This is a genomic window from Aquabacterium sp., from assembly GCF_029946005.1.
Classification (GTDB): Bacteria; Pseudomonadota; Gammaproteobacteria; order Burkholderiales; family Burkholderiaceae_C; genus Aquabacterium.
The window spans coordinates 220,016-245,550 of sequence record NZ_JAQSDR010000006.1 but is presented as its reverse complement, the minus strand read 5'-3'; the positions used below and the strand labels follow the sequence as shown (position 1 = coordinate 245,550).

Annotated in this window: 23 protein-coding genes; 21 read left to right on the top strand and 2 right to left on the bottom strand. The window is 64.7% G+C overall.

Features of this window, described 5'->3' with window-relative positions; translation table 11 throughout:
- The first annotated feature begins 53 nt into the window (after positions 1-53).
- From PSV38_RS04190 to PSV38_RS04165, 6 genes are all read left to right on the top strand, one after another.
- Complete coding sequence (locus tag PSV38_RS04190) at positions 54-416, top strand: response regulator (RefSeq protein WP_300545198.1); 363 nt, start codon at positions 54-56, stop codon at positions 414-416.
- Between the two features lie 61 nt (positions 417-477).
- Positions 478-2,589 (top strand): chemotaxis protein CheW, encoded by a 2,112-nt coding sequence (locus PSV38_RS04185; protein WP_300545196.1) that lies wholly within the window; start codon positions 478-480, stop codon positions 2,587-2,589.
- Between the two features lie 42 nt (positions 2,590-2,631).
- The gene (locus tag PSV38_RS04180; protein WP_300545194.1) at positions 2,632-3,108 is read left to right on the top strand and encodes a chemotaxis protein CheW; all 477 of its coding nucleotides are present in this window, start codon (positions 2,632-2,634) and stop codon (positions 3,106-3,108) included.
- Between the two features lie 43 nt (positions 3,109-3,151).
- A complete protein-coding gene (locus tag PSV38_RS04175) occupies positions 3,152-3,613 on the top strand; it encodes a cache domain-containing protein (RefSeq protein ID WP_300545192.1) in 462 nt (153 codons plus the stop codon).
- A gap of 47 nt (positions 3,614-3,660) precedes the next feature.
- Positions 3,661-5,193 carry a methyl-accepting chemotaxis protein gene (locus PSV38_RS04170; RefSeq protein WP_300545189.1) on the top strand — a complete coding sequence of 511 codons (1,533 nt, stop codon included), beginning with the start codon at positions 3,661-3,663 and terminating at the stop codon, positions 5,191-5,193.
- 109 nt (positions 5,194-5,302) lie between these two features.
- Positions 5,303-5,884, top strand: a complete 582-nt coding sequence (locus tag PSV38_RS04165) for a hypothetical protein (RefSeq protein WP_300545187.1) — start codon at positions 5,303-5,305, stop codon at positions 5,882-5,884.
- A 19-nt stretch (positions 5,885-5,903) separates the two neighbouring features.
- Here PSV38_RS04165 and PSV38_RS04160 read toward each other — a convergent pair whose 3' ends face one another.
- Both PSV38_RS04160 and PSV38_RS04155 read right to left on the bottom strand, forming a co-directional pair.
- Complete coding sequence (locus PSV38_RS04160) at positions 5,904-6,347, bottom strand: HIT family protein (protein ID WP_300545184.1); 444 nt, start codon at positions 6,345-6,347, stop codon at positions 5,904-5,906.
- A gap of 1 nt (position 6,348) precedes the next feature.
- On the bottom strand, positions 6,349-10,338 hold the full coding sequence (locus tag PSV38_RS04155; RefSeq protein WP_300545182.1) for an FAD/FMN-binding oxidoreductase: 3,990 nt from the start codon (positions 10,336-10,338) through the stop codon (positions 6,349-6,351).
- A gap of 152 nt (positions 10,339-10,490) precedes the next feature.
- Here PSV38_RS04155 and ugpQ point away from each other — a divergent pair, with 152 nt between their 5' ends.
- The 15 genes from ugpQ (at position 10,491) to PSV38_RS04080 (ending at position 25,535) form a co-directional block, all read left to right on the top strand.
- The gene (gene ugpQ, locus PSV38_RS04150; protein ID WP_300545180.1) at positions 10,491-11,255 is read left to right on the top strand and encodes a glycerophosphodiester phosphodiesterase; all 765 of its coding nucleotides are present in this window, start codon (positions 10,491-10,493) and stop codon (positions 11,253-11,255) included.
- 140 nt (positions 11,256-11,395) lie between these two features.
- Positions 11,396-11,728: a phosphopantetheine-binding protein gene (locus PSV38_RS04145; protein ID WP_300545178.1), complete on the top strand. Its 333-nt coding sequence runs from the start codon at positions 11,396-11,398 to the stop codon at positions 11,726-11,728.
- Positions 11,729-11,745: 17 nt separating this feature from the next.
- Positions 11,746-12,438, top strand: a complete 693-nt coding sequence (locus tag PSV38_RS04140) for a hypothetical protein (protein ID WP_300545175.1) — start codon at positions 11,746-11,748, stop codon at positions 12,436-12,438.
- The gene (locus tag PSV38_RS04135) at positions 12,425-13,861 is read left to right on the top strand and encodes an AMP-binding protein (RefSeq protein WP_300545173.1); all 1,437 of its coding nucleotides are present in this window, start codon (positions 12,425-12,427) and stop codon (positions 13,859-13,861) included. The genes PSV38_RS04140 and PSV38_RS04135 overlap by 14 nt, the downstream gene beginning before the upstream one ends.
- Entirely contained in the window at positions 13,858-14,199 is a 342-nt protein-coding gene (locus tag PSV38_RS04130) for a 3-hydroxyacyl-ACP dehydratase (protein ID WP_300545171.1), read from the top strand. Before PSV38_RS04135 ends, PSV38_RS04130 begins: the two co-directional genes overlap by 4 nt.
- Positions 14,183-15,097 carry an acyl-CoA synthetase gene (locus tag PSV38_RS04125; RefSeq protein ID WP_300545169.1) on the top strand — a complete coding sequence of 305 codons (915 nt, stop codon included), beginning with the start codon at positions 14,183-14,185 and terminating at the stop codon, positions 15,095-15,097. Before PSV38_RS04130 ends, PSV38_RS04125 begins: the two co-directional genes overlap by 17 nt.
- Positions 15,072-15,710 (top strand): LolA-related protein, encoded by a 639-nt coding sequence (locus tag PSV38_RS04120; RefSeq protein WP_300545166.1) that lies wholly within the window; start codon positions 15,072-15,074, stop codon positions 15,708-15,710. The genes PSV38_RS04125 and PSV38_RS04120 overlap by 26 nt, the downstream gene beginning before the upstream one ends.
- Before the next feature lie 2 nt (positions 15,711-15,712).
- The gene (locus PSV38_RS04115; protein WP_300545163.1) at positions 15,713-18,160 is read left to right on the top strand and encodes an MMPL family transporter; all 2,448 of its coding nucleotides are present in this window, start codon (positions 15,713-15,715) and stop codon (positions 18,158-18,160) included.
- Between the two features lie 50 nt (positions 18,161-18,210).
- Positions 18,211-18,927 (top strand): alpha/beta hydrolase, encoded by a 717-nt coding sequence (locus PSV38_RS04110; RefSeq protein ID WP_300545160.1) that lies wholly within the window; start codon positions 18,211-18,213, stop codon positions 18,925-18,927.
- The gene (locus PSV38_RS04105; protein WP_300545158.1) at positions 18,908-20,131 is read left to right on the top strand and encodes a beta-ketoacyl-[acyl-carrier-protein] synthase family protein; all 1,224 of its coding nucleotides are present in this window, start codon (positions 18,908-18,910) and stop codon (positions 20,129-20,131) included. Before PSV38_RS04110 ends, PSV38_RS04105 begins: the two co-directional genes overlap by 20 nt.
- Entirely contained in the window at positions 20,128-20,994 is an 867-nt protein-coding gene (locus PSV38_RS04100; protein WP_300545155.1) for a beta-ketoacyl synthase chain length factor, read from the top strand. Before PSV38_RS04105 ends, PSV38_RS04100 begins: the two co-directional genes overlap by 4 nt.
- Positions 20,995-21,048: 54 nt before the next feature.
- Positions 21,049-22,692, top strand: coding sequence for an NAD(P)/FAD-dependent oxidoreductase (locus PSV38_RS04095; protein WP_300545153.1), 1,644 nt, complete (start codon positions 21,049-21,051; stop codon positions 22,690-22,692).
- Positions 22,692-23,531: a polysaccharide deacetylase family protein gene (locus tag PSV38_RS04090; protein WP_300545151.1), complete on the top strand. Its 840-nt coding sequence runs from the start codon at positions 22,692-22,694 to the stop codon at positions 23,529-23,531. The genes PSV38_RS04095 and PSV38_RS04090 overlap by 1 nt, the downstream gene beginning before the upstream one ends.
- A 13-nt stretch (positions 23,532-23,544) precedes the next feature.
- Positions 23,545-24,315, top strand: a complete 771-nt coding sequence (locus PSV38_RS04085) for a class I SAM-dependent methyltransferase (RefSeq protein WP_300545149.1) — start codon at positions 23,545-23,547, stop codon at positions 24,313-24,315.
- Between the two features lie 35 nt (positions 24,316-24,350).
- On the top strand, positions 24,351-25,535 hold the full coding sequence (locus tag PSV38_RS04080; RefSeq protein WP_300545146.1) for a beta-ketoacyl-[acyl-carrier-protein] synthase family protein: 1,185 nt from the start codon (positions 24,351-24,353) through the stop codon (positions 25,533-25,535).

The following is a 25,535-nucleotide window of genomic DNA, read 5'->3' as shown; positions in this document are numbered from 1 at the left end:
TTGTTTTGGCCCCCTGACCTGTTTTGTTTTTATTCAAGCCCCCGGAGAGCGACATGCATTCAATCCTTGCCGTCGACGATTCAGCCTCAATGCGGCAGATGGTTTCTTTCACGCTCAAGAGCGCCGGTTACAACGTCGTCGAAGCCGTTGATGGCCAGGACGCCTGGGAAAAAGCGGGGGGCCGCAGTTTTGACCTCGTGCTGACCGACCAGAACATGCCACGCATGGACGGCATCAGCCTGACCAAGAAGCTGCGCGAGAACCCGCAGTTCAAGGCCACGCCGATCCTGATCCTGACGACCGAGTCCAGTGACCAGATGAAGATGGCGGGCCGCTCCGCTGGTGCCACAGGCTGGCTGGTCAAGCCCTTCGACCCCAACAAATTGCTGGAAGTCATCAAGAAGGTGATTCGTTGAAGCGAGTCGATCAGGCATTGATTGAAGCAGTGATCACGCACAAGATATTCAGGAGCCGGACATGGCAGAGATGAACACCGACAACAGCCAATCCGCGGGGATTGACCTTAGCCAGTTTTACCAAGTCTTCTTTGAAGAAGCCGGTGAGAACCTGGACAACATGGAGCAGCTCCTGCTCGGCCTGGACATCACGCAGGCAGATGACGAAGAACTGAACGCCATCTTCCGCTGCGCGCACTCGATCAAGGGTGGCGCGGCCACCTTTGGCTTCAGCGACGTGGCCGAGTTGACGCACCAGATGGAGACGCTGCTGGACAAGCTGCGCCGCCATGAACTGGCCCCCAATGCCCGCATGGTCGATGTGCTGCTGGCCTCGGGCGATGCGCTCAAGGCGCAACTGGCACGCCATCAAGGCAATGGCGGCGATGCCATCGACACCACTGAACTGCTGTTCAACGTGCGCGCCCTGGTGGCGGGCGAAGCACCGGTGGCCATCGCGGCTGCGCCGGTCGTGGCGGCGCAAGTTGCCGCGCCCGTGGTTGCAGCGCCTGCCAAGGGCAAGCGCCTGGTCGAGCTGCGTGTCGGGCCTTTGAGCAACCTGGCTCAGGCTGACGAATTGCGTGATCTGTTCAAGGAAATCGAAGGCCTCGGCACGATCGAAGATTTGCCCTGTTTGCCTGATCAGGCCAACACCCGGCGCTTCAAGCTGGAAACGGCATCGGCCGAATCAGACTTGCTGGACCTGTTCACCTTCCACGTGTCGCGCGAAGAAGTCGTCTTCCTGCCCTGGACTGAAGGCGGGGTGGAGGTCGATCCTGACAAGGGCCTGTTTGAGGGAGCCGCCGCGGCTGCCCACGAAGAGCCCGGCTACGGATTCTTTGACAACGCACCTGGCGCGCCCTTGAGCAGCGTTGCCTCCGCCTCATCGGCCTCTGCCGAAATGGTGCCAGCGTCTTCTGCGCTCGCCAAACCTGCGGCCAAGGCGGACAAGCCCGCAGCTGGGGGGCTTGAGTCGTCCACCATCCGCGTGTCGGTCGAAAAGGTTGACCAACTCATCAACCTGGTGGGCGAGTTGGTCATCACACAAGCCATGCTGGCACAGAACAGCCGTGGCCTGGACCCGGTGCTTTACCAGCAACTGACCAGCGGGCTGACCGACCTGGACCGCAACACCCGCGACCTGCAAGAGGCCGTGATGTCGATCCGGATGATTCCGATGTCGACGGTGTTCAGCCGCTTCCCACGCATGCTGCGCGACCTCGCCAACAAGCTGGGCAAGAAGGTCGAGCTGGTCATGCAGGGTGAATCCACCGAGCTGGACAAGGGCCTGGTCGAGAAGATCACCGACCCGCTGACCCACTTGGTGCGCAATTCTTGTGACCATGGCGTGGAAATGCCGGCCGACCGTCTGGCCAGGGGCAAACCGGAAATTGGCACCATCACTTTGGCCGCTTCACATCAAGGCGGCTCGATCGTCATTGAAGTTCGTGATGACGGCCGAGGCCTGAACCGCGAAAAACTGATCAGCAAGGCGCGCGAGAAGGGCATCGATGCGCCGGACACCATGTCCGACAGCGATTGCTGGAACCTCATCTTCGCCCCTGGTTTCTCGACTGCCGACGAGGTCACCGACGTGTCGGGCCGAGGCGTGGGCATGGACGTGGTCAAGCGCAACATCACCTCGTTGGGTGGCACGGTGGAGATCGACTCCGCCGAAGGCTACGGCATGCGCGTGTCGGTGCGCTTGCCACTGACCCTGGCCATCATGGACGGCATGAGCGTGGGTGTGGGCGAAGAGGTCTACATCTTGCCGCTGTCGTCGGTGGTGGAAAGCTTCCAGGTCAATGAAGAGATGGTCAAGACCATCGGTGGCTCGGGCCGCGTGGTTGAGGTGCGCGAGGAGTACATGCCGGTGATTGAGCTGGAGAAGGTTTTCGGCGTGCCCCGATTCGACTGGGAGCACACCAGCGGGATCATGGTGGTGGTGGAAGCAGAAGGCGGGCGCGTGGCGCTGCTGGTGGACGAACTTCTGGGCCAACAGCAGGTGGTCGTCAAAAACCTGGAAAGCAATTACCGCAAGGTCAACGACATCTCGGGGGCCACCATCATGGGTGATGGCCGCGTGGCGTTGATTCTGGATGTTGGCAGCCTGGTGCGTCGTTCGCGCCACTGACCTGAACCACCCGCAAGCAATGAATACCTTGGAGCACAAGCCATGGGCATGATGGAAAAACTGGACCTGCAGACCGACCTGGCGCGCGAGTACCTGACCTTTCGACTGGGCGATGAAGAGTACGGCATCGACATCCTGAAGGTGCAGGAAATCCGCGGCTACGAGAACCCCACCCGCATCGCCAACGCATCGCACTTCCTCAAGGGCGTTGTCAACCTGCGTGGCACGATTGTCCCTATCGTTGACCTGCGTTTGCGCTTTGGCTGCGCTTCGGCGGAGTACAACGCCTTCACGGTGTCCATCGTCTTGCACATCGGGCACCGCACCATCGGCACGGTGGTCGATTCGGTGAGCGACGTGATGGAGATCCCGGCCGAGTCCGTCAGGCCCGCGCCTGAAATGCATTCGGCCATCGACGCCGGCTTCATCCGTGGGCTGGCCCAGGTGGGCGATCGCATGGTGATCCTGCTGGACATCGAAGGTCTGTTGATGAGCCCGGACATGGGTTTGGCCGACTGACCTTGAATTTCGTCTCACCCTTCAAAACTGATTGGAAACTGACATGAAAACCAAACTCGCGCTGATGTTGTCTCTGGCTCTTTCGGTGGGGGCGTTCAGCGTCCAGGCCGCTGAAGGTGGCGCCAACAAGGATGATGCGGTGGCCATGGTCAAGAAGGGCGTGGCCTACGTCAAGTCGGCCGGCAAGGACAAGGCCTACGCTGACATCAGCGACAAAGCCAATGCCGAGTTTCACCACCAGGACCTTTACCTCACGGTGTATGCGCTGGACGGCACGGTGAAGGCGCACGGCGCTAATGCCAAGATGATCGGCAAGAACCTGATCGAGTTGAAAGACATCGACGGCAAGGCCTTCGTGAAAGAGCGCGTGGACATGGCCAAGACCAATGCCACCTTCTGGCAGGACTACAAGTTCACCAACCCCGAAACCAAAAAGATCGAGCCCAAGAGCATGTATTGCGAGAAGCTCGAAGACACCGTGGTTTGCGGCGGCATCTATAAATAACTGCGCCTTCCTTCACTCAGCGTCTGAGTTGGGCGCAGGAATCTAGTATGAAACTGCGTACCAAACTGATGGCGGGGCCCGTCCTGGCCAGCGTCGTCTTGTTCCTGGCTTTGCTGGGCTTTGTGTGGGTGCTGTCCAACGACCGCCAGACCAGTCAACGCACGCACGACGGCAGCCTGCAGCAGCAATTGGCCATCGTGGGTGTGGCGGGCAAGCTCTCCGATGTCCACGTCTCCTTGTATCGCACGATTGCCTTGATTGCCTCGCTCAGCGAGGACGACGTCAAACAGCGTCGGCAGGCCCTGCCCGTCGCGGTGGCGGCCATTCAAAAGGCGGTGGCCGACAGTTTCAAGGCCGGCGAGTTGGATGCGGAATCGACCAAGGCGTTCGAGCAGTCCCTGACGGACTACGTCAAGGCGGCCGACAACGCCATCGACCTGTCCACCATGGACCCCAACACTGGCGTGGCGGCCCTGCAAACGGCCGATGGCTACTTCAAGAAGTCGGCCGAGCAGATGTCCTCATTGACGATGCGGGTGCAGAAATACGCAGAAGGCGAAGTCGAGGCGTTGGAGGCCAAGTCCCGCGCCACCCAGATCGGCATCGCCGTGGTGGCAGGTCTGGCTGGACTGTGTTCCTTGGTGGTCGCGTGGACCAGCCAGGGCCGGGTGGTCCGTGACCTGCAAATGGCCGTGAAGGCCGCCGACGAAGTGGCCGAAGGGCACTTTGACCTGGTGCTGGAAAGCCGCAACGACGATGAGATTGGTCAGTTGCTGCAGGCCTTGGGGCGCATGGTGACTCAGCTGTCGAGCTCGATCAACACGGTGCGTCTGGCGGCCAACTCCATTGGCACGGCGTCCAGCGAAATCGCGGCCGGCAACCAGGATTTGAGCCAGCGCACCGAGAACACGGCATCCAGCTTGCAAGAGACGGCGTCATCCATGGCGCAGTTGACCGGCACGGTGCGCCACACGGCGGAATCGGCCCGCTCGGCGGATTCATTGGCCAACGCGGCGGCAGACTCTGCGCGTCGTGGTGGCGAAGTCATGTCCCAGGTCGTGTCCAACATGGCCGAGATCGACACCGCCTCGCGCAAGATCAACGAGATCATCAGCGTGATCGATGGCATTGCCTTTCAGACCAACATCCTGGCCTTGAACGCTGCGGTGGAAGCCGCGCGGGCAGGCGAGCAAGGCCGTGGCTTCGCGGTCGTGGCCACCGAGGTTCGTTCCCTGGCGCAACGCAGTGCAGGCGCTGCGCGTGAGATCAAGACGCTGATCAGCGCCTCGTCCGAGCGGGTTGAAACCGGTGCGCGGCTGGTGGGCGAGGCGGGCAAGTCCATGCACGACATCGTCGAAGGTGTTCAGCGGGTCACGCAAATCATTGGCGAAATCACCCTGGCGGCCGAGCAGGAGTCGCAAGGCATCATGCAGGTCAGCTCGGCGGTCACGCAACTTGACCAGATGACGCAGCAGAACGCCGCTTTGGTCGAACAGTCGGCCGCGGCTGCAGAAAGCCTGAAGTCGCAATCGCACACCTTGACCGAGGTGGTCAGCCAGTTTCGATTGGCAAAAAGCTGATCGAAGTTTTCATCGGCTGACCGAATGCGGCATTAGTGCCGCTTGCTTCACCCCTGCTTACAGGGTGTCCTGCAACACTGGGAGCCATGCGATGGCGATGAGGTGCGGCATGGTCAAGATAATCTCGATGAGTGCGGTGGGTTTGGTGTTGTGGTGCAGCCAGGTGATGGCTGCCACCACGTTCCAGCCCGGCGATTCTGAGCAGGCTTTGAGCCAGGCGCTGGTCGAGGCCACCTGGCCCGCAGACATCACCCAACTGGCCACCAACTACCTGGAACGCTATCCATTGGCTGCAGGGGCCGCCACGGCGCGCCGCTTGAAAGACCAGGCCGCCAAACCCGAGGCCGTGCTGGCCCGCACCGATGTTCGCCTGTACCGCCGTGCTTTCGCGTTGGCCGAGTCAAAGCCCGAGTTGGCGCAAGACATCCACCGGGCTGCATTGGGTGATCATGTGGCGGCCATGCGCATGTCGCAGGCGCATCAGCGCGGTGAACGCGGCGCGGCCAAGGACGAGCGGTTGACGCTGGGGTGGCTGCAATACGCTGCCGTGCTGGGCAATGACCAGGCTGCTTACGATCTGGCGGTGTATTTCCGCCAGCAGGATCAACCCGCCGTGGCATCGCAATACGAGGCCTTGGCCGTGGCCTTGAACCACCCCTTTCCCACCGAGCTGAATCACGTTCGCAAGTGAGCCAGGGCGTTCCGGCTGTTCAGTTCAGCGCGGCCTGGATGGCGATGTCCAGCGCCTTCAATTCGGCGCGCATGCCGTCCCAATGGCTTGAAGCCACCTCGCGTTGCGCCGATCCCCAGATGGGCTGAGGAAAGTGTTTGTCATCGGCAAAGCGCGCGATGACATGCCAATGCAGGTGGGGCACCACATTGCCCAAGCTGGCCAAGTTCACCTTGGTGGGGTGCAGGTGCTCGCGCACCAGGGATTCCACTTTGGCCAAGGCTTCCATCAGGTAGACGCGATCGACCGTTGGCAAGTCGGTGAACTCGGCAGCGTGGTCGTTCCAGATCAGGCGGTAAAAGCCGGGGTAGTCCACATCCAGCACACGGATCACCCGAAGCCTCGCATTGCGCACGACGAGGAATCCCCCGTCGGTCAGGCACAGCTCGCAGCTGGCTTTGCGGGTGGTATCCAGCTGGCCCATGTCAGACCAGCACGCGTTCGATGCCGCCCTCGTTGGCGCGCTTGACGTAGTCGGGCATCCAGTTCTCGCCCAGAATCTGGCGCGCCATCTCGACCACGATGTAGTCGGCCTCAAGCAGGCCGTTCTGCAGGTCGTCTTCGTAGCGGCTCAGGCCTTGCAGGCAGCTGGGGCACGAGGTCAGGATCTTGACGTTTTCCTTGGCGCCCACCTTGCCCTCGGCGCGCAACTGCGCCTCGCCCTTGAGGATCTCTTCTTCCTTGCGGAAGCGGATCTGCGTGGAGATGTCGGGGCGTGTGACACCCAAGGTGCCTGATTCACCGCAGCAGCGTTTGGATTCGATCACGTTGTCGCCCACCAGCGCCTTGACCGTCTTCATCGGCTCTTGCAGCTTCATGGGGCTGTGGCAGGGGTCGTGGTACAGGTACGAGTTTTTGCCAGCCAGGGTGATGCCCTTTTCCAGCAGGTACTCGTGGATGTCGATGATGCGGCAGCCAGGGAAGATCTTGTCGAACTGGTAGCCCTGCAGCTGGTCGTAGCAGGTGCCGCAGCTCACCACCACCGTCTTGATGTCCAGGTAGTTCAGCGTGTTGGCCACGCGGTGGAACAGCACCCGGTTGTCGGTGATCATCTTCTCGGCCTTGTCGAACTGGCCGGATCCGCGTTGCGGGTAACCGCAGCACAGGTAGCCCGGTGGCAGCACGGTCTGAACACCTGCATGCCACAGCATGGCCTGCGTGGCCAGGCCCACTTGCGAGAACAAGCGCTCGGAGCCGCAGCCCGGGAAGTAGAAGACCGCCTCGGTGTCCGCCGCCTGCTTGGGGTTGCGGATGATGGGGACGTAGTCCTTGTCCTCGATGTCGAGCAAGGCTCGCGCGGTTTTCTTGGGCAGGCCACCGGGCAACTTCTTGTTGATGAAGTGGATGATCTGCTCTTTGATCGGCGCCGAGCCGACCGACGCTGGCGGAGCGCTGGTTTGCTTGCGCGCCACCACCTTCATCACGTCGTGGGCGATGCGCTGCGCCTTCATGCCCACGCCCACCATGGCCGAGCGGGCCAGCTTGATGGTCTCGGGGTTGGTGGCGTTGAGCATGAACATGGCCGCGGCATTGCCGGGCCTGAAGCTCTTCTTGCCCATCTTGCGCAGCAGGTTGCGCATGTTCATCGACACGTCGCCGAAGTCGATGTTGACCGGGCAGGGCGACAGGCACTTGTGGCAGACCGTGCAGTGGTCGGCCACGTCCTCGAACTCTTCCCAGTGCTTGATAGACACGCCCCGGCGCGTTTGCTCTTCGTACAGGAAGGCCTCGACCAGCAGCGAGGTGGCCAGGATCTTGTTGCGCGGGCTGTAGAGCAGGTTGGCGCGCGGCACGTGGGTGGCGCACACCGGCTTGCACTTACCGCAGCGCAGGCAGTCCTTCACAGAGGTGGCGATCTCGCCGATGTCCGACTGCTGCATGATCAGGGACTCGTGCCCCATCAGGCCGAAGCTGGGCGTGTAGGCCTCGCTCAGGTCGGCGTTGTGCACGTCGTCACCCAGGCCCTTCAAGGCGGCGCCGCGCAGCAGCTTGCCCTTGTTGAAGCGGCCATGCGGGTCGACCTTGGCCTTGTAGGCGGTGAAATCGGCCAGTTCGGCATCGCTCATGAATTCGAGCTTGGTGATGCCGATGCCGTGTTCACCCGAGATCACGCCGTCCAGCGAACGCGCCAGCTTCATGATGCGGGCCACGGCTTCGTGCGCCGTCTGCAACATCTCGTAGTTGTCGCTGTTGACCGGCAGGTTGGTGTGCACATTGCCGTCGCCGGCGTGCATGTGCAGGGCGGCCCACACGCGACCGCGCAGCACTTCTTTGTGGATGCGCTTGGCCTCGGCCAGGATGGGCTCCATCGCCGAGCCGCTGAAGATCTTGGCGAACTCGTCGCGCAACTCGCGCTTCCAGCTCACGCGGATCGACCAGGTCTGCAGCAGGTTGAACACCGTGTCACCGTCTTGCGGGGCGTAGATGCCGTTGCGGTGCTGTTCGTAGCCCAGGGCGGCCAGTTGATCACCGACCTCGGCCAAAGGGGCATCAATGCGCTCGTGCAGGAACTGCCACTTGGCGTGTGTTTCGTCCAGCAGGGCCAGGGCGCGCTGCACGCGCTCTTCCAGTTGCTCAGGGCTGGGCAGCTCGCTGGTGTCCTCGACCTTGCCCAAAGGCAGGTGGCCGTTGGACATGAAGGCCTTGAGGCGATCCAGCAGTTGCAGCTTGTTGCGCAGGCTCAACTCAATGTTGATGCGCTCGATGCCCAGGGTGTACTCGCCCATGCGCGGCAGCGGGATCACCACGTCTTCGTTCACCTTGAAGGCGTTGGTGTGCTTGGCGATGGCGGCGGTGCGCTTGCGGTCGGCCCAGAACTTTTTGCGGGCATCCGCGCTCACGGCCACGAAGCCTTCGCCACTGCGGCCATTGGCAAAGCGGATGACCTGGCTGGTGGCCAGCGCGACGCGGTTTTCGTCGTCGCCCACGATGTCGCCGATCAGGACCATCTTGGGCAGCACGCCACGCTTGCTCTTGGTGGCGTAGCCGACGGCGCGCAGGTAGCGGTCGTCCAAATGTTCAAGGCCGGCCAGGATGGCGCCGCCAGGCTGGGCCATCTCGGTGAACATGAAGTCCTTGATCTCGACGATCGAGGGCACAGCGTCCTTAGGGTTGCCGAAGAACTCCAGGCACACCGTGCGCACGTGCTTGGGCATGCGGTGCACGACCCAGCGCGCGCTGGTGATCAGGCCATCGCAGCCTTCCTTCTGGATGCCCGGCAAGCCCGCGAGGAACTTGTCGGTGACGTCTTTGCCCAGGCCTTCCTTGCGGAAGGTGCGGCCGGGGATGTCCAGGCGTTCGGTGCGGATCGGCGTCTTGCCGTCGGCCTCGAAGTAGCGCAGCTCGAAGCTGGCCATGGGGATGTCGTGGATCTTGCCCAGGTTGTGGTTCAGGCGCACGACTTCCAGCCATTGGGCGTCGGGCGTGACCATGCGCCAGCTGGCCAAGTTGTCCAGGGCGGTGCCCCACAGCACGGCCTTTTTGCCCCCCGCGTTCATGGCGATGTTGCCGCCCACGCACGATGCTTCGGCCGATGTCGGATCGACCGCGAAGACGAAGCCCGCGCGCTCGGCCGCATCGGCCACGCGCTGGGTCACCACACCGGCGCCGGTCCAGACGGTGGCCACGGGGTGGTCCACGCCGGGCAGGCTGACCATCTCGACCTCGGTCATCTGCTCCAGCTTTTCGGTGTTGATGACCGCGCTGCGCCACGTCAAAGGCACGGCGCCGCCGGTGTAGCCGGTGCCACCTCCGCGCGGGATGATGGTCAGGTCAAGCTCGACGCAGCCCTTGACCAGGGCGGCCATTTCTTCTTCGGTGTCTGGCGTCAGCACGACGAAGGGGTACTCAACACGCCAGTCGGTGGCGTCGGTCACGTGCGAGACACGGCTCAGGCCATCGAACTTGATGTTGTCGCCCGCGGTGACTTTGCCCAGCGTCTTGCGGGCGCGTTGGCGCAGGTCGTACACGTGCTTGAAGTTCAAAGCGAAACGGTCGATGCAGGCGCGGGCGGCCACCAGCAACTCGCCCACCAGGGTGTCGCGGTTGGCGTCGATCGGGTTGCTGGAGGGCGTGCGGCGCTTGTCGATCTCGCTCAGGCGGTGGCGCAGGGCGTCGATCAACTGGCCCCGGCGCTTGGGGTTGTCCAGCAGGTCGTCTTGCAGGTAGGGGTTGCGCTGCACGACCCAGATGTCGCCCAGAACCTCGTACAGCATGCGGGCGGAGCGGCCAGTCTGGCGCTCGGTGCGCAACTGGCTCAGCAATTCCCAAGCGCGCAGGCCCAGCAGGCGCTGCACGATTTCGCGGTCGGAAAACGAGGTGTAGTTGTAGGGAATTTCGCGCAAGCGCGGTGCGCCGTCGGCGTGGGCCTCGGCAGCATTGTTGGGAATTTGGGTCAGCGGGAGCGGTGCGTTCATGTCGAGGCGCCAGGCGCGGCCGGGGTAAAAAAACGGCGGCAAGGAGTGCGAAAAGCAGGGTGCGGACGGTTTTCGCGCCTGAGGGGTGATGTTACCGCAGCAGGTGATCTCCCGAGCGCTGGCGCACCGCCGCAGGGCTATGCTGTGGTGTTATGAATTCACCCGATCAAGTGCCGTCGACCCCGTGGCCCTATCCCCGCTGGATCGCGCACCGTGGCGCCGGCAAGCTGGCCCCTGAAAACACCCTGGCGGCGTTTCGCCTGGGGGCTTCACACGGATTTCGCATGTTCGAGTGCGATGTGAAGCTCAGCGCGGACGGCGAGCCTTTTTTGCTGCACGACGCCGATCTGGGGCGCACCACCTCAGGCCACGGCGCGGCGGCTGCCCAACGCTGGGACGAATTGTCCAGGCTGGATGCGGGGAGTTGGCACAGCTCGATTTTCGCGGGAGAGCCGCTGCTGAGGTTGGAAACCCTGGCACGGTGGCTGCAAGCCAACCAGTTGATGGTGAATCTGGAGATCAAGCCATCACCGGGACAAGATGAACAGACGGGCGAGGTCGTGGCGCGATGGGTGCATCGCCTTTGGGCTGGGCAGGCGGTGTGGCCTTTGCTGAGCTCTTTCAGCATGGATGCCCTGCGGGCGGCCCGGGATGCGGCACCGGATCTGCCTCGCGCCCTGTTGCTGGAAGAGTTGCGTCCGGGCTGGCTCGATGCGGCCCTGGGCCTGGCCTGTGTGGCGGTGGTGGGGCACCATCCTCACCTGAACGCCGAAAACATCGCGCAGGCCCATGCAGTCGGCCTGAAGGTGCTGACCTACACCGTGAATGATGCCGAACGCGTTCGGGTGTTGTGGGCGGCAGGATTGGACGGTTTGATCACGGATGCCGTGGACAAGTTGGCACCTGACCGCCCATGAAGGGGGGCTTTGTGAAAGCTGTTCTCGCTTATCATTCGGGGCACTCCCGCCCAGTAAATCGCCCCCCATCCGGACCCTGAAGCGCACCCTGTGCGGGTTGGCCGGTGGACGGCGCTTCTTTTTGTTTTTCAGACAATTCCATGCAGATTTCCGCGCAGAACCCGTCCGTTGACGGCGAAGTTACTCCCCAGGCCGCCTCCCAAGGCGCCCCTGTTGATTCCGCGCTGGAGCTGGAGCTGACCGAACTGATCATCCAGTCGCTGAACCTGGAGTTCACGGTGGCCGAGGTCGATCCCTCCGGGCCCATCTATGGTGAAGGCTTGGGGCTCGATTCGATCGACATCCTCGAGATCGCGCTGGTGGTGTCCAAGAAATACGGCTTCCAGTTGCGTTCCGACGATGAGCGCAATGTGCAGATCTTCGGCTCTTTGCGCAGCCTGGCGCAGCACGTCGGCGCCCATCGGACCAAGTGAGGTCGCGGGCTGACGCCATGAAGTCCTCGTCGCCCGCAGCGCCTCCTGTCTGGCTGGCCGTCCTGGGCTTTTTGGGCGCGCTTTCGCTGCTGGCCGCCTACCTGGTGGCTTGCCATGTGGCCACGCTGCAGCGCTCGCCGTGGGCGCCTTACCTGTATTTTCTGCCGCTGATGGGCATGCTGTTCTCGGCCGTGGCCGGGCGCTGGGGGTCGGCCTGGGGTGGTGGTTTGACGGTCGCGGTGGTGGTGGGGCTCTGCTGGCTGCTGCCGCGTTGGCAGGGCGACCTCAACCTGCTGTACGTGCTGCAGCACGTGGGCACGAACCTGGCCTTTTGCTGGGTGTTCGGTCACACCTTGGCCAGCGGGCGCGAGCCCCTGGTGACGCGCTTTGCGCGAATCATGCGCCGAGGTGACATGCCGCCCGAGGTGATGTCCTTCACGCGCGCGGTCACGCTGGCCTGGGCGCTGTTTTTCGCGGGCATCGCCCTGGCGTCGGCCTTTCTGTACGCGGCGGTCTCTCTTGAAGCCTGGTCCGTGTTTTCGAACCTGCTCAACAGCCCACTGATCGGTTTGATGTTCGTGGTCGAGTACGCCGTGCGCCGGTACAAGCTGCGAAACATCCGGCACAGCTCCATCCTGGACAGCGTGCAGGCGTTTCGCAAAGGCTGGCCAGTGGCCGAGCCCAATCCGACCACTCATGATTCGCGCTGAGATGAGCCCGCACGGCACGCCACTGACTTTTCCGCTGTTGAGTCATGCCTCAGCGGACGCGGTATTCGCCCATCGACAGGGGCGGGTGCTGACCGTGCGCGATTTCCTGCAGGACGTGAGCCACGTGGCGGCCCAGTTGCCAGATCGTTCGCATGTGCTGAACGCCTGCACCGACCGCTACCACTTCGCCGTGGGCCTGGCCGCGGCCATCTTGCGGCGCCAGGTCAGCCTGCTGCCGCCCTCGCACAACCCGGAGATGGTGCGGCAGATGCGCGAGATCCATCCACAGGTTTATTGCCTGAGCGAAGCACCTCCAGTGGCCGTGGATTTGCCCCTTTGCCTATTTTCCTTGCCCGCAGATGAGGGGGCATCACCTTCGGCGCGGGATGGCGAGCCGGTGGTGATCCCAGCGATCCAAGCGTCCCAGGTCATTGCCTGCGTGTTCACCTCCGGGTCCACCGGGCGGCCCACCGAGCACGTCAAGCATTGGGGCGCGCTGGTTCGCAATGTGCAGGCCGAAGCCCGGCGCCTCGGGGTGTCGGCAGCCTCCGGCCATTGCCTGGTGGGCACCGTGCCGCCGCAGCACATGTATGGCCTGGAGTCGACGGTGCTGGTGGCCTGGCAGAGCGGTGCCGCGATGGTGGCTGAACGGCCTTTCTACCCGGCCGACATTTCGGCCACGCTGTCGGCCTTGCCGTCGCCCAAGGTGCTGGTCACCACGCCCTTCCATTTGCGAACCTGGCTGGCCGAGTCCGCCGAAGTGCCCATCGTGGAGTTGATCGTGTCGGCGACCGCACCCCTGTCCACCCAGCTGGCCCAGGAGGCTGAAGCCCGCTGTGGCGGCGTGCTGCTGGAAGTCTATGGCAGCACCGAGACCGGCCAACTGGCCACGCGCCGCAGTGCCCGGTCGCTGGAGTGGCTGTCTTTTGAAGGCCTGCGGTTGGCAGAACGGGATGGGCAGACCTGGGTCAGCGGCGGGCACGTCGAGGCCCCGCTGGCCTTGAACGATGTGCTGGAGTTGTGCGAAGGCGATGCCTCGGCTGTTCGCTTCATCCTGCATGGCCGCTCGGCGGACATGGTGAACATCGCGGGCAAGCGGACCTCGCTGGCTTACCTGAACCTGCAGCTCAATGCCATTCCCGGGGTGGTTGATGGCGCATTCTTGTGGCCCGAGGCCGATGCGGCCGACAGTCAGGGCAGCGTGAAGCGCCTGGCCGCGCTGGTGGTGGCGCCCGAGCTGGATGCGCCACGGGTGATGGCGGCGCTGCGCCAGCGCATCGATCCTGCCTTCATGCCGCGACCCTTGCATTTCGTCCAGGCCTTACCGCGCAATGCCACTGGCAAGCTGCCGCACGCGGCCATTTTGGCTTTGGCCGAGCGCTTGAACGCTGGCATCCCGACTTCTTCGACTTCCGCACCATGACTGCCTTGCCCATCCTTTTGCCCTTGCGCATCGCGCCGGATCACCCTGCTTTTGCGGGTCACTTTCCGGGGCACCCCATCGTGCCGGGTGTGGTCTTGCTGGACGAGGCGGTGCAGGCCCTGGCCACTGCGGAAGGGCTGTCGCCCGTGTCGATGCAGGTGGGGGTCGCCAAGTTCCTGGTGCCGGTGCGCCCGGGCGAATCGCTGAGCCTGAGCTACAAGACCACCGCGCCGGGGCGCTATGGCATCGAAGTCCGGGTGGGCGTTGACGCGGCGGCCCGCGTGGCGGCCACCGCCACGGTCACCCTCCAGGCGGCCACTCTTGAAGGCGAGGCCTGAGGTGGCGGCGGTGTGGATGCAGCAATCCGAGCGCAGCAACATGCTGGCCTTGCGCTTCATCGTGTGGGTGGCTCAGCGGCTAGGGCGTCCGGTAGCGCGCCTGCTGCTGTACCCCATCACCTGGTACTTCGTGTTGGCGGTGCCCAAGGCCCGCCGCGCTTCGATCGCCTACCTGCGCCGTGTGCTGGGCCGCGAGCCTGGCTGGGTCGATGGCTTTCGCCATGTGTTCTGTTTCGCGTCCACCATCCTGGATCGCTTCTACCTGCTCAACGGGCGCTTCGACCTGTTCGACACCCAACTGTTTGGGCATGACGTGGCCCATGACATCCTGGCCGAAGGCCGGGGCGCCATCATGATCGGCGCTCATCTGGGCAGCTTTGAGGCGGTGCGCGCCAGCAGCGACAGCCAGGACGACCTGAACGTGTCCATGGTCATGTACGAGGACAACGCGGTCAAACTGAACCAGATCCTGGCGGCCATCAACCCGGCGATCCAGCACAACATCATCCCCTTGGGCAATGTCGACTCGATGCTGCGCGTCAAGCACGCCCTGGAGCGTGGCGAGATGGTGGGCATGCTCTGCGACCGCATGCTGAGTGGTGAGTCGGGTCGGCAGGTCAATCTGCTGGGCACCCCGGCGGGGTTCCCGATCGGGCCGTTCAGGCTGGCGGCGATGCTCAAACGCCCGGTCATCTTGATTGTGGGGCTATACCGTGGGGGCAACCGCTATGAGATACATTTTGAGCACATCGCCGACTTCTCCAAGCCCGGTGCGCCGACGGTCGAGCAGACCATCGACCTGTACGTGAGCAGGCTGGAGCACTACTGCCGTCAGGCACCTTACAACTGGTTCAATTTCTATGATTTCTGGGATGAGCTTGGACAGCCGCGCCCTTGATGCGATGCGCGGATGGGCCCTGGCCCGTCGGCATGCCCTGGTGGCCCTGGCCTGTGGCCTTGGCTTGGCGCTGGGCCACGGTGCGGTGCACGCGGCCGAAGAATGGAACATCGACACACTGATGCGCCTGCAGGCCCAGACCCAATCCAGCCGCGCGACTTTCGTCGAACTGAAGTACCTCAGCTCGCTCGAGACGCCGCTGGAGTCTTCGGGCGAGTTGAGCTACCGGGCGCCCGATCGCCTTGAAAAACGCACGCTCAAGCCCACGCCCGAATCATTGGTGCTGGACAAGGACACCTTGCTGCTGGAGCGCAAGGGCCGCAAGCGCAGCATCCCCTTGCAGTCATACCCTGAAGTGGGCGCTTTTGTGGAAAGCATCCGCGCCACATTGGCCGGTGACCGCGCGGGCCTGGACCGCAACTACCAGCTTGAGCTGGAGGGCAAGCGTGAACGCTGGCGCCTGCTCTTGAAGCCCTTGAATGCCAAGGCCGCGGTGATGGTCAGCCAGATCCGCTTGAGCGGGCAGGGCGAGCAGGTCGACACCATCGAGATCCTGCAAAGCAATGGTGACCGCTCGGTGATGACGGTCACGCCTCAGCCCCCCGCCAATTGACCATGACGGCTCGCCGTTCACGGGGGCTGCTGGCCACGCTCGTCTGGCTGGTTTTGCTGGCGCTGCTGATCACCGCGGTGATCCGCGCGCGCTATTCGGCCGACCTCTCGGCCTTCCTGCCGAGCAAGCCCACGCCCGAACAGGCCGTGCTGATCGATCAGCTCAAAGAAGGCCCCGCCTCGCGTCTGATCCTGATCGGTGTGGAGACCGATGACCGCGGCCCCGAGGCGGCCAGTGGCTTGGCGCGTTTGTCCAAGAGCCTGGCGTCAGCTTTGCGCAAACTGCCCGCCTTGCCGGGCGACAAAGTCGCGCCCTTTGCCTCGGTCAACAACGGCGAGCCCGTCGCGGCCCAACGCGATCAGGAGTTGTTGCTGCGCTACCGCTACCTGATGAGCCCCGATGTCACGCCAGCGCGCTTCCAGCCCGAAGGCCTGCGCCTGGCCTTGCAAGACAGCCTGGACTTGCTGGGCTCATCGGCGGGACTGATGCTGCAACCCCTGTTGACGCGCGACCCCACCGCCGAGCTGGTGCACCTGGTCGAGGCCATGGACTCTGGCGGCGAGCGGGCCACGGTGGATGGCGTGTGGGTGTCGCCCGATCAGAAGCGCGCCGTGCTGGTGGCGCAAACCCAGGCCGAGGGTTCAGACCTGGACGCGCAGCAACGCGCCATCGACGCCATTCGCCAGCAGTTTGGCGAGGCCCAAAAGCGCGAAGGCCTGAAGCAGACGCGGCTGGTGGTGTCGGGCCCGGCGGTGTTCGCCACCGACTCGCGCCAGACCATCGAGTCCGAGGCCACGCGCCTGGCCTCCATCGGCTTCGCCATCATCATTGCGCTGCTGCTGAGTGTGTACCGATCGCTGCGCGCCTTGCTGTTGGGCCTGCTGCCAATGATCACGGGTGCGCTGGCCGGCATCGCTGCGGTGTCCTGGGGATTCGGGATGGTGCATGGCATCACGCTGGGCTTCGGCATCACGCTGATTGGCGAGGCGGTTGATTACGCGATCTACCTCTTCGTGCAGGGCGGCGCCCAAGCCACGACGGGCGCGCGGCACGATGGCCGCGATGTGGCGGGCTTCTGGCCCACGATCAGCCTGGGCGTGCTCACCTCGGTGATCGGCTTTGCCTCGATGCTGGCGTCGGGCTTTCCGGGTCTGGCGCAACTGGGCTTGTTCTCCATCGTGGGCGTGATCTCGGCGGCGCTGGTGACGCGCTACCTCTTGCCCCACCTGATCCCCGAAGGTTTCAAGATCAGGCCCACGCCCGTGCTTGACCGGCGCCTGACGTGGCTGACCGCCAAAGCGCCAGCAGCGCGGTGGCTGGTACCCGTGCTGCTCGTGGCCGCCGTGGCCGTGTTGTGGACGCACCGCGATCGCCTCTGGAGCCGCGAGCTGACCTCGCTCAGCCCCATCACGGCCGAGGCCCAGGCTTTGGACATGCGCCTGCGTGCTGACCTGGGGGCCCCCGATGTGCGCTACCTGGGCGTGATCCGCGCGCCCACGATGGAAGCCGCGCTGCAAGGTGCGGAGCAGGCCAGCGCGGCCCTGGCGCCCCTGGTGGACAGCGGCATGCTGCTGGGCACCGACAGCCCCGCGCGCTACCTGCCCAGCCAGGCCATGCAGCGCCAGCGCCAGGCGGCCTTGCCCGACACCGAGACCTTGCGCGCTCACTTCATGGCAGCGGCCAAAGGCCTGCCGCTCAAGACCGAGAAGTTCGAGGGCTTCTTTGTCGACGCGGCCCAGGCCAAGGCCCTGCCTCTGCTCACCCGCGACGACCTGCAGGGCTCCTCGCTGTCCCTGGGCGTCGACTCGCTGCTGATGCGTCAGTCGGGTCAGTGGACCGCGCTGGTGGGCTTGCGCCTACCGAGTGACGATGCCGCGACCGGCCAGCCAACGCAGCCGGTGGACGCGGCCCGCATCCGCAGCCTGCTCAAGTCGTCGGTGAAGGTGGGCGAGGTGCACTTCATCGACCTGAAGGCCGAATCCGAGAAGCTGTATTCCGACTACCTGAGCGAAGTGCTCTTCCTGTCAATGCTGGGCGCGGGCGCCATCGTCATCCTGTTGGGCGTGGTGCTGCGCTCACCCCGGCGCCTGCTGCGCGTGGTCACGCCCTTGCTGTGCACGGTCATCATCGTCACTGGCGGACTGGTCGCCACCGGCCCGCCGCTGACGCTGTTCCACCTGGTGGGCTTGCTGCTGATCGTGGCCATCGGCTCCAACTACGCTTTGTTCTTCGACCAGCGCACCCACCGTGGCACACCCAGCGCATCCATCTTGTCGTCCATGCTGTTTGCCAACCTGTCCACCGTGGCGGGCTTTGGCATGCTGGCATGGTCGCAGGTGCCGGTGCTGCACGCCATTGGCGCCACCGTGGGCCCGGGCGCAATCCTGGCTTTGGTGCTTTCGGCGGTGCTGCACCACGCGGTCCCCGGGGCCGCCGCCGATCAGGTCTGAGGCGCCGAATGAAGCGCATGGCGCCTCTGCTAACCTTTTCGAAAATGCCCATGGATTCGACCTTCGACTTTGCCGTGCCCCACAGCGCTGGCACCCGCCGCGCACCAGCCTTGCTGGTGATGCTGCCCGGTGCCTACGACACGCCGCGCGACTTCATCGACCAGGGCTTTGTGGCGGCCGTGCGCGAGCGGCACCTGAACGTGGACATCCAGTTGGTCGATGCCCATGTGGCCTATTACACCGGCCAGACCATCCTGGAGCGCCTGCAGCAGGACGTGATCGAGGTGGCCCGCCACCAAGGCTACGAACAGATCTGGCTGGCGGGCATTTCCATCGGAGGCATGGGTTCGCTGGTCTACACCGCCACTCATCCCGGCCACATCACGGGTGTGGTGGCCTTGGCGCCCTACCTGGGCCCGCGCAACATCAGTGCGGACGTGGTGCGCGCGGGCGGCCTGCCATCGTGGCCCGCTGAAGGTCAATCGCTGCCCGAGGACGACATAGATCGGCGCTTGTGGTTGTGGCTCAAGTCGCGCGCGCGGCACCAGGTGCCTGAAGCTCCGCCAAGCTTGTACTGGGGCTACGGCCTGAGCGACCGCTTCGCCATGGGCCACCAGGCCGTGGCCGAAGCGCTGCCGGCGGACAAGGTGTTCACGGTGGAGGGTGGGCACGACTGGCCGGCCTGGATCGCGCTGTGGCGCCAGATGCTGGACAAGCTGCCCTTGCCACGCACCGAGGCACGCTCCCATGAGCCAGTCGCGCCCTGAAGCCATGCCGCCATTGGCGGTGCTGGCCTTCACCGCCACCAGTGGCGCCGGGCCGGGCCGGGCGGCCTTGGGTGCATTGGTGCGCGGCAGCCGCACAGCGCTGCGCCCTAATGACTTCACCCGCTTAGCCCTGCCCACCTTCATCGGCCGGGTCAATGGCCTGGAAGACTTGCCCTTGCCAGGCCACTGGTCTGCCTGGGATTGCCGCAACCATCGGCTCGCCTGGTTGGCCTTGACGCAAGACGGTTTTTTGGACGAAGCCCGCGCGGCCATCGCACGCCATGGCCCGAGCCGCGTGGCGGTGCTCATGGGCACCAGCACCTCTAGCATCGGCGCCAGTGAAGAGGCCTACACGCGGCTGAGCGCTGATGGCCAATTCCCGCCCGACTTGTCGCATGCCGAAGTTCATTCGCCCCATGCCCTGGGGGCCTTCGTGGCGCAGGTGTTGGGTACCACAGGGCCTTGCATGACGGTGGCCACCGCGTGTTCATCGAGCGCCAAGGTCTTCGCCCAGGCCGAACGCCTGATCCGCTGCGGGCTGGTGGACGCGGCAGTGGTGGGCGGCGTGGACAGCCTGTGCAACAGCGTGCTGTTCGGCTTCAATTCACTGGGCCTCGTGTCCAGCCACTTGTGCCGCCCCTTCCACGCTGAACGCGATGGCATCAACCTGGCGGAGGCTGGCGGTTTCGTCCTGCTGGCGCGTGCATCGACCCAGGCGGGGCAGGGCGCCCCTTTGCAATTGATCGGTCACGGTGAGTCATCCGACGCGCACCACATGTCCTCGCCGCACCCCGAAGGGCTGGGCGCCCGTGATGCCATGTGGCAGGCCCTGGCGCGGGCCGCCATCGGGCCTGCTGAGGTGGACTACATCAACCTGCATGGCACCGCCACACCCAAGAACGACGAGGTCGAAGCGCGGGCGGTGGCCGACGTCTTCCCCACCAGCACACGGGCGAGTTCGACCAAAGGCTGGACCGGCCATGCCCTCGGCGCCGCTGGCGTGCTGGAGTCGGTGCTGACCTTGCTGGCCTTGAAAGAAGGCTGGGTGCCGGGCACCTTGCATGGCCAGCAGCCCGACCCCTGTCTGGGCGAGCACTTCGGGCGCATGCTGCAAGGCCAGACCGTGGACGCGCCCATCCAGATCGCCATGAGCAATTCCTTCGGCTTTGGTGGCAACAATTGTTCGCTGGTGTTTGCCCGATGAGCGCCGTCAGCTTGGACCTGGCCGTGCTGGGCGTGGGCCTGTGGGCCGAGGGCCTGGGCAGTTGGGACGATGCACGCGCGCGTTGGCACGGCCATGCCCATGGCGCCGCCCCAAGCGCATCCACCAAGCCCCAGACCACGCTGCTTCCTGCTGCGGAGCGCCGCCGGGCGCCCGCCACGGTGCTGCTGGCCCTGGCGGTGGCCGAACAAGCCTGCCGCGAAGCCAAGCTTGACGCGCGTGAGATGCGCTCGGTGTTCACCTCTGCGCATGGCGATCTGGCGCTCACCGACTACCTGTGTGCCACCCTGGCCGAATCGCCAGAGCATCTGTCGCCCACCAAGTTTCACCATTCGGTGCACAACGCGGCGTCGGGCTACTGGACCATCGGTGTCGGCAACCGGCAGGCCTCCACCGCGATTTCCGCAGGGCCACAAAGCTTTGCCCAAGGTCTGCTGGAGGCCGCGACCCAGGTGGTGTGCGAGCAAGCGTCGGTGCTGCTGGTGGCCTACGACATGCCAGCGCCGAGTCCACTCGTGCCCATCACCCAAAGCACCGCGCTGGTGGGACTGGCGCTGGTGCTGGCGCCCGTCCAGCGCGTGCCTGCCGACGGCGGTGCCCCCAGGACATTGTTGCTGCGCTTGCAAGACGGGCCCACCCAAAGGCTGATCGAAGCCCCTCCAGGCTGCTGCGATCCCGACATCGAGGCCTTGATGCCCCGCAGTCCCATGGCGGTCGGCTTGCCTTTGGCCCAGGCCCTGGCTGCGAACGGTCAGCCACAGGCGGCCGAGCTCCGTTTCAGGTTGTCACCGGCTCAGTCATTGATCGTGACCCTTACGGGGCGGAATCAAGGCGCCAGGCGTTAAAATTCACGCCACGAATGGTGCCCATCCCGGTGCCGAACCCCACAAGGATCGAAGATGGCCGACACCTCGCACGACGTGCTGATCATGGGCGGCGGCCTGTCAGGCCTGACACTGGCCTTGCAGCTCAAGCAGACCATGCCCCACCTGGACATCCAGGTCCTGGAACGGCGCCTGGGCCCAGCGCCCCTGGCGGCGCACAAGGTCGGCGAATCCAGCGTCGAGATCGGCGCCCATTACTTCTCCGAAATCCTTGGCCTGAAAGACCACCTGGACAGCGAGCACCTGCGCAAATTCGGGTTTCGCTTCTTTTTCAGCGAAGGCGAGGCCGACCTGTCCAGCGTGACCGAATTGGGGGCGAGCCGCTACCTGTCGACCCCCAGCTGGCAGATCGACCGGGGCATCTTTGAAAACCACCTCGCGCTCGAAGCCACGCGGCAGGGCGTTCAGGTCACGGAAGGTGCCGCAGTCAAGCGCATTGAGCTGGACAAAGATCAGGGGCACGAGGTGGAGATCGAATGCCCGGACGGTGAAGGCGGCGTGAAGCGCCAGGCCCTGCGTGCCAAGTGGGTGGTCGATGCCAGTGGCCGCGCCAGTTTGCTCAAGCGCAAGCTCGATCTGGCCGAGGACAATGGCCACCATGCCAACGCCGTGTGGTTCCGCCTGAACACGCGGCTGGAGATCGACAACTGGGCCGAGGATCCCGAGTGGCGCCAGCGCTGCGACCCGGCCGCGCGCTGGATGTCCACCAACCACCTGTGTGGCGCTGGCTACTGGCTCTGGCTCATTCCTTTGTCATCGGGCGCGCACTCGGTGGGCATCGTGGCCGACGCCGACATGCACCCGCTGGAGGGCATGAACACCTTTGACAAGGCCATGGCCTGGATTGCCGAGCACCAGCCCTGCGTGCACGAGGTCCTGGAAAGCCACCGCGACACCTTGATGGACTTCGCTTTCTTCCGCGATTTTTCTCATGGTTGCAAGCAGGTCTTCTCGGCCGAACGCTGGGCCATCACGGGCGATGCCGGCCTGTTCCTCGACCCCTTCTATTCACCGGGTTCCGACTTCATCGCCATCTCCAACACCTACATCACCAAGCTGATCCAGCACGATCAGGCCGGTGAGTCCCTGCGCATGCCAGCCCTGTTCTACGGCGAAGTGATGCAGTCCTTCTACCAAAGCACCTTGTCGCTGTACGAAGGCCAGTACGCCCTGTTCGGCAGCCCCCGCGTCATGCCCACCAAGGTCTTGTGGGACTACACCTACTACTGGGGGGTGCTGTGCCTGCTGTTCTTCCAGGGCCGCCTGGCCGATCGCGCCGCGCTGATGGAGCTGCACGCGCCGCTGATGCGTGCCCGCGAATTGAACAGCGGCATCCAGACCTTGCTGCGCCAATGGGGCGAGGCCACCGACTTGGCCGCCGCCCAGCCCAGCGACGGCCCGCGCCGCGATGACAACCCGCCTTGCATGCTCGACCAGGCCAGCCTGCCCTGGTTCGCAGAACTCAATGCTGGCCTGCGCGACCAGCTTGACGACGCCGGTTTCCGTGAGCGTGCACGGGCCAATGTGGCGCAGCTCGAACAACTGGCGTCCGAGATCGTTGGCCAGGCCTTGCGCGATGCGCCCTCGCTGCGCGCGCAACTGCCGCCTGGCCTCGTGGCGGTCGACACGCACGCGCTCTTGTTCAAGATGGCGGCCTGATGCCTTCTTCGCCGAGCGCCGCCCAAGTTGCCCGTGGCCCGTCCGCACCGTGGCGCATGCCGTGGGTCCTGAAGGCTTCGGTCGGTGTGCACGCGGCGGCGGGCGTGGCCGTGGCCGCCATGCCCGAACTGTGGCCTCAGGCACTGGCCAGCGTCGCCGCCAACCACGCGGCGGTCACGGCACTCGGCCTGTGGCCCACCAGCCGCTTGCTCGGCCCCAACATCCTGCGCCTGCCGCCCACCGCCATCGCCCGGCGTGAAATCGCCCTGACCTTCGACGATGGGCCTGAGCCGGAAGTCACGCCCCAGGTGCTCGACCTGCTGGACGCGTTCCAGGTCAAGGCCACCTTCTTTTGCATCGGCGTTCGCGTGTTGCAGCATCCCGAGCTGGCGCGTGAAATCGTCCGGCGCGGCCACCGCATCGAGAACCACAGCCATGCGCACCGGCACACCTTTTCGGTGTCGGGCCTCAAACGCATCGAGCAGGAAATCCGCCGTGGGCAGGACGCCATTGCCGACACCGTGGGGCGCCTGCCCTGTTTCTTCCGCGCCCCTGCCGGTCTGCGAAATGTCTTCCTTGATCCCGTGTTGCACAAGCTCGACCTGCGCCTGGCCAGCTGGACCCGGCGCGGTTTTGACGCCGTGCGCAGCGATGCCGACTACGTGGCACGCAGGTTGATCGACGACCTGTCGCCCGGTGACCTGTTGCTGCTGCATGATGGCCACGCCGCACGCACGGCAGCAGGCACGCCCGTGATCCTTGAGGTCTTGCCTCGATTGCTGGAGGCGTGCCGTGCCCGCAACCTGCATCCCGTGACCCTGGATGCCGCTTTTTCATGAGGACTGTTTTACCTTGAGCCCAGACACCAAGGCGACCAAGACCTTGCTTTCCGCATTGCTTGACCGGGCCTGTGAGCCCTACCGGCCCGCAGGCCAGTTTGCATGGCGGTTTGCCCGCGGCAAGCTGAGCGGCGATCCCGCCTTCAAGGCCTTGCTGGCGCAAGGTCTGATTCCCGACCACGCCCGCGTGCTCGACCTCGGTTGCGGGCAAGGGCTGCTGGCTTCCTGGCTGCTGGCGGCGCGTCGGCAATATGAGGAGTCCATTCGGGTTCGACCGTTTCCCGATGCTCCCGGCTGGCCCGAGCATTGGCCTGCCGCAGCGCGAATTCAGGACTTCCACGGCGTGGAGCTGATGCCCAAGGACGTGGACCGCGCCCAGGCCGCGCTGGGAGGCTTGCGTCCGCTGCCCCGCCTCACGCTGTGCGACATCTGCGATGTGCCGTTCGAACCTTGCGATGTGGTCGTGATCCTGGATGTGCTGCATTACATCGACATGGCGGCGCAAGATGCTGTGCTGACCCGCGTGCGCGACGCGCTGGCACCCAATGGCGTGCTGTTGCTGCGGGTGGGCGATGCGTCCGCGGGCTTGCCTTTCAAGATCAGCAACTGGGTCGATCACGTGGTGACCTTCATCCGGGGGCACCGTTTGCCGCGCCTGTACTGCCGGGCACTGACTGATTGGCAAGCGGCGCTGCTGAGGCTGGGATTCCAGCTTGATGCCCCGATTCCCCTGAGTCAGGGCACCCCTTTCGCGAATGTGTTGTTGGTGGCCCGGCTCGGTTAAAGTCGCCTCCGTTTCGCCGCACCTGGATCTTGCCCGTGTCTCCCCTCGCCATCACCCATTTCACCATGACCAGTTGCCTGGGCCACGGCCTGGCCGCGACCTCGGCCGCCTTGCAGGCGGGACGCAGCGGCCTGAAGCCCTGCGACTTCGAAACCGTGGACATCGACACCTGGATCGGCGAGGTCGAAGGCCTGGATGCCGTGCAACTGCGCGAGGACCTGAGCCGCTTTGACTGCCGCAACAACCGGCTCGCGCTGCTCGGCTTGCAGCAGGATGGTTTTGAGCAAGCCGTGGTCGACGCCATCCGAGAGCATGGCGCCGACCGTGTCGGCGTCTTCATGGGCACCAGCACCGCGGGCATCCTGCAGACCGAACTGGCCTATCGCCAGCGAGATCCCGCCACCGGCGCCTTGCCCGCGAGCTTCCGTTACGCCGAGACCCACAACGCCTACTCGGTGGCCGACTTCCTCTGTCACCACTTTGGCCTGCGCGGCCCGTCGGTGGTGTTGTCGGCGGCCTGCGCGTCCAGCGCCAAGGCCTTTGGCAACGCGGCCCGCATGATCCAGGCTGGCCTGATCGACGCGGCCATCGTGGGTGGCGTGGACTCGCTCTGCCTGACCACGCTGTACGGGTTCCGCTCCCTGGAGCTGACCTCCGATCAACCTTGTCGGCCCTACGACCAGGCCCGCGATGGCATCTCGATTGGCGAGGCGGTTGGGCTGGCGCTGGTGCAGCGTGAGGGCCCCGTCGGCTCGATGCGCCTGCTGGGCGTGGGCGAGTCGAGCGACGCCCACCACATGTCATCGCCACACCCCGAGGGCCGCAGCGCGCAGATCGCCATTCGCGACGCGCTGGCTGCCGCTGGCCTGCGCCCCGATCAGGTCGACTACGTCAACCTGCATGGCACCGGCACCCCCAGCAATGACGCGGCCGAAGGCCGGGCCGTGCACGCGGTTTTTGGCGATCAGGTGCCTTGCAGTTCCACCAAAGCCTCAACAGGCCACACCTTGGGCGCGGCGGGCGGCATCGAAATCGTGATCAGCTTGCTGGCCATCCGCGACGGCTTCATGCCCGCTGGTTTGAACGTGACGCACCTTGACCCCAGCATCCACCTCGACTACCTCACACACCAGCGCCAAGCCCGGGTGGACCGCGTCTTGAGCAACTCCTTTGGCTTCGGCGGCGCCAATGCCAGCGTGGTCGTCGGGCGGGGGGCTTGA

What these genes read in the sequence shown, in the direction of transcription:
- PSV38_RS04115 (WP_300545163.1), top strand. Translation starts at nt 15,713, where the DNA reads ATGACGGCTCGCCGTTCACGGGGGCTGCTGGCCACGCTCGTCTGGCTG.
- PSV38_RS04120 (WP_300545166.1), top strand. Translation starts at nt 15,072, where the DNA reads ATGAGCTTGGACAGCCGCGCCCTTGATGCGATGCGCGGATGGGCCCTG.
- PSV38_RS04145 (WP_300545178.1), top strand. Translation starts at nt 11,396, where the DNA reads ATGCAGATTTCCGCGCAGAACCCGTCCGTTGACGGCGAAGTTACTCCC.
- PSV38_RS04160 (WP_300545184.1), bottom strand. Translation starts at nt 6,347, where the DNA reads ATGGGCCAGCTGGATACCACCCGCAAAGCCAGCTGCGAGCTGTGCCTG.
- PSV38_RS04095 (WP_300545153.1), top strand. Translation starts at nt 21,049, where the DNA reads ATGGCCGACACCTCGCACGACGTGCTGATCATGGGCGGCGGCCTGTCA.
- PSV38_RS04105 (WP_300545158.1), top strand. Translation starts at nt 18,908, where the DNA reads ATGAGCCAGTCGCGCCCTGAAGCCATGCCGCCATTGGCGGTGCTGGCC.
- PSV38_RS04110 (WP_300545160.1), top strand. Translation starts at nt 18,211, where the DNA reads ATGGATTCGACCTTCGACTTTGCCGTGCCCCACAGCGCTGGCACCCGC.
- PSV38_RS04100 (WP_300545155.1), top strand. Translation starts at nt 20,128, where the DNA reads ATGAGCGCCGTCAGCTTGGACCTGGCCGTGCTGGGCGTGGGCCTGTGG.
- PSV38_RS04090 (WP_300545151.1), top strand. Translation starts at nt 22,692, where the DNA reads ATGCCTTCTTCGCCGAGCGCCGCCCAAGTTGCCCGTGGCCCGTCCGCA.
- PSV38_RS04140 (WP_300545175.1), top strand. Translation starts at nt 11,746, where the DNA reads ATGAAGTCCTCGTCGCCCGCAGCGCCTCCTGTCTGGCTGGCCGTCCTG.
- PSV38_RS04165 (WP_300545187.1), top strand. Translation starts at nt 5,303, where the DNA reads ATGGTCAAGATAATCTCGATGAGTGCGGTGGGTTTGGTGTTGTGGTGC.
- PSV38_RS04175 (WP_300545192.1), top strand. Translation starts at nt 3,152, where the DNA reads ATGAAAACCAAACTCGCGCTGATGTTGTCTCTGGCTCTTTCGGTGGGG.
- PSV38_RS04170 (WP_300545189.1), top strand. Translation starts at nt 3,661, where the DNA reads ATGAAACTGCGTACCAAACTGATGGCGGGGCCCGTCCTGGCCAGCGTC.
- PSV38_RS04155 (WP_300545182.1), bottom strand. Translation starts at nt 10,338, where the DNA reads ATGAACGCACCGCTCCCGCTGACCCAAATTCCCAACAATGCTGCCGAG.
- PSV38_RS04130 (WP_300545171.1), top strand. Translation starts at nt 13,858, where the DNA reads ATGACTGCCTTGCCCATCCTTTTGCCCTTGCGCATCGCGCCGGATCAC.
- ugpQ (WP_300545180.1), top strand. Translation starts at nt 10,491, where the DNA reads ATGAATTCACCCGATCAAGTGCCGTCGACCCCGTGGCCCTATCCCCGC.
- PSV38_RS04185 (WP_300545196.1), top strand. Translation starts at nt 478, where the DNA reads ATGGCAGAGATGAACACCGACAACAGCCAATCCGCGGGGATTGACCTT.
- PSV38_RS04190 (WP_300545198.1), top strand. Translation starts at nt 54, where the DNA reads ATGCATTCAATCCTTGCCGTCGACGATTCAGCCTCAATGCGGCAGATG.
- PSV38_RS04135 (WP_300545173.1), top strand. Translation starts at nt 12,425, where the DNA reads ATGATTCGCGCTGAGATGAGCCCGCACGGCACGCCACTGACTTTTCCG.
- PSV38_RS04180 (WP_300545194.1), top strand. Translation starts at nt 2,632, where the DNA reads ATGGGCATGATGGAAAAACTGGACCTGCAGACCGACCTGGCGCGCGAG.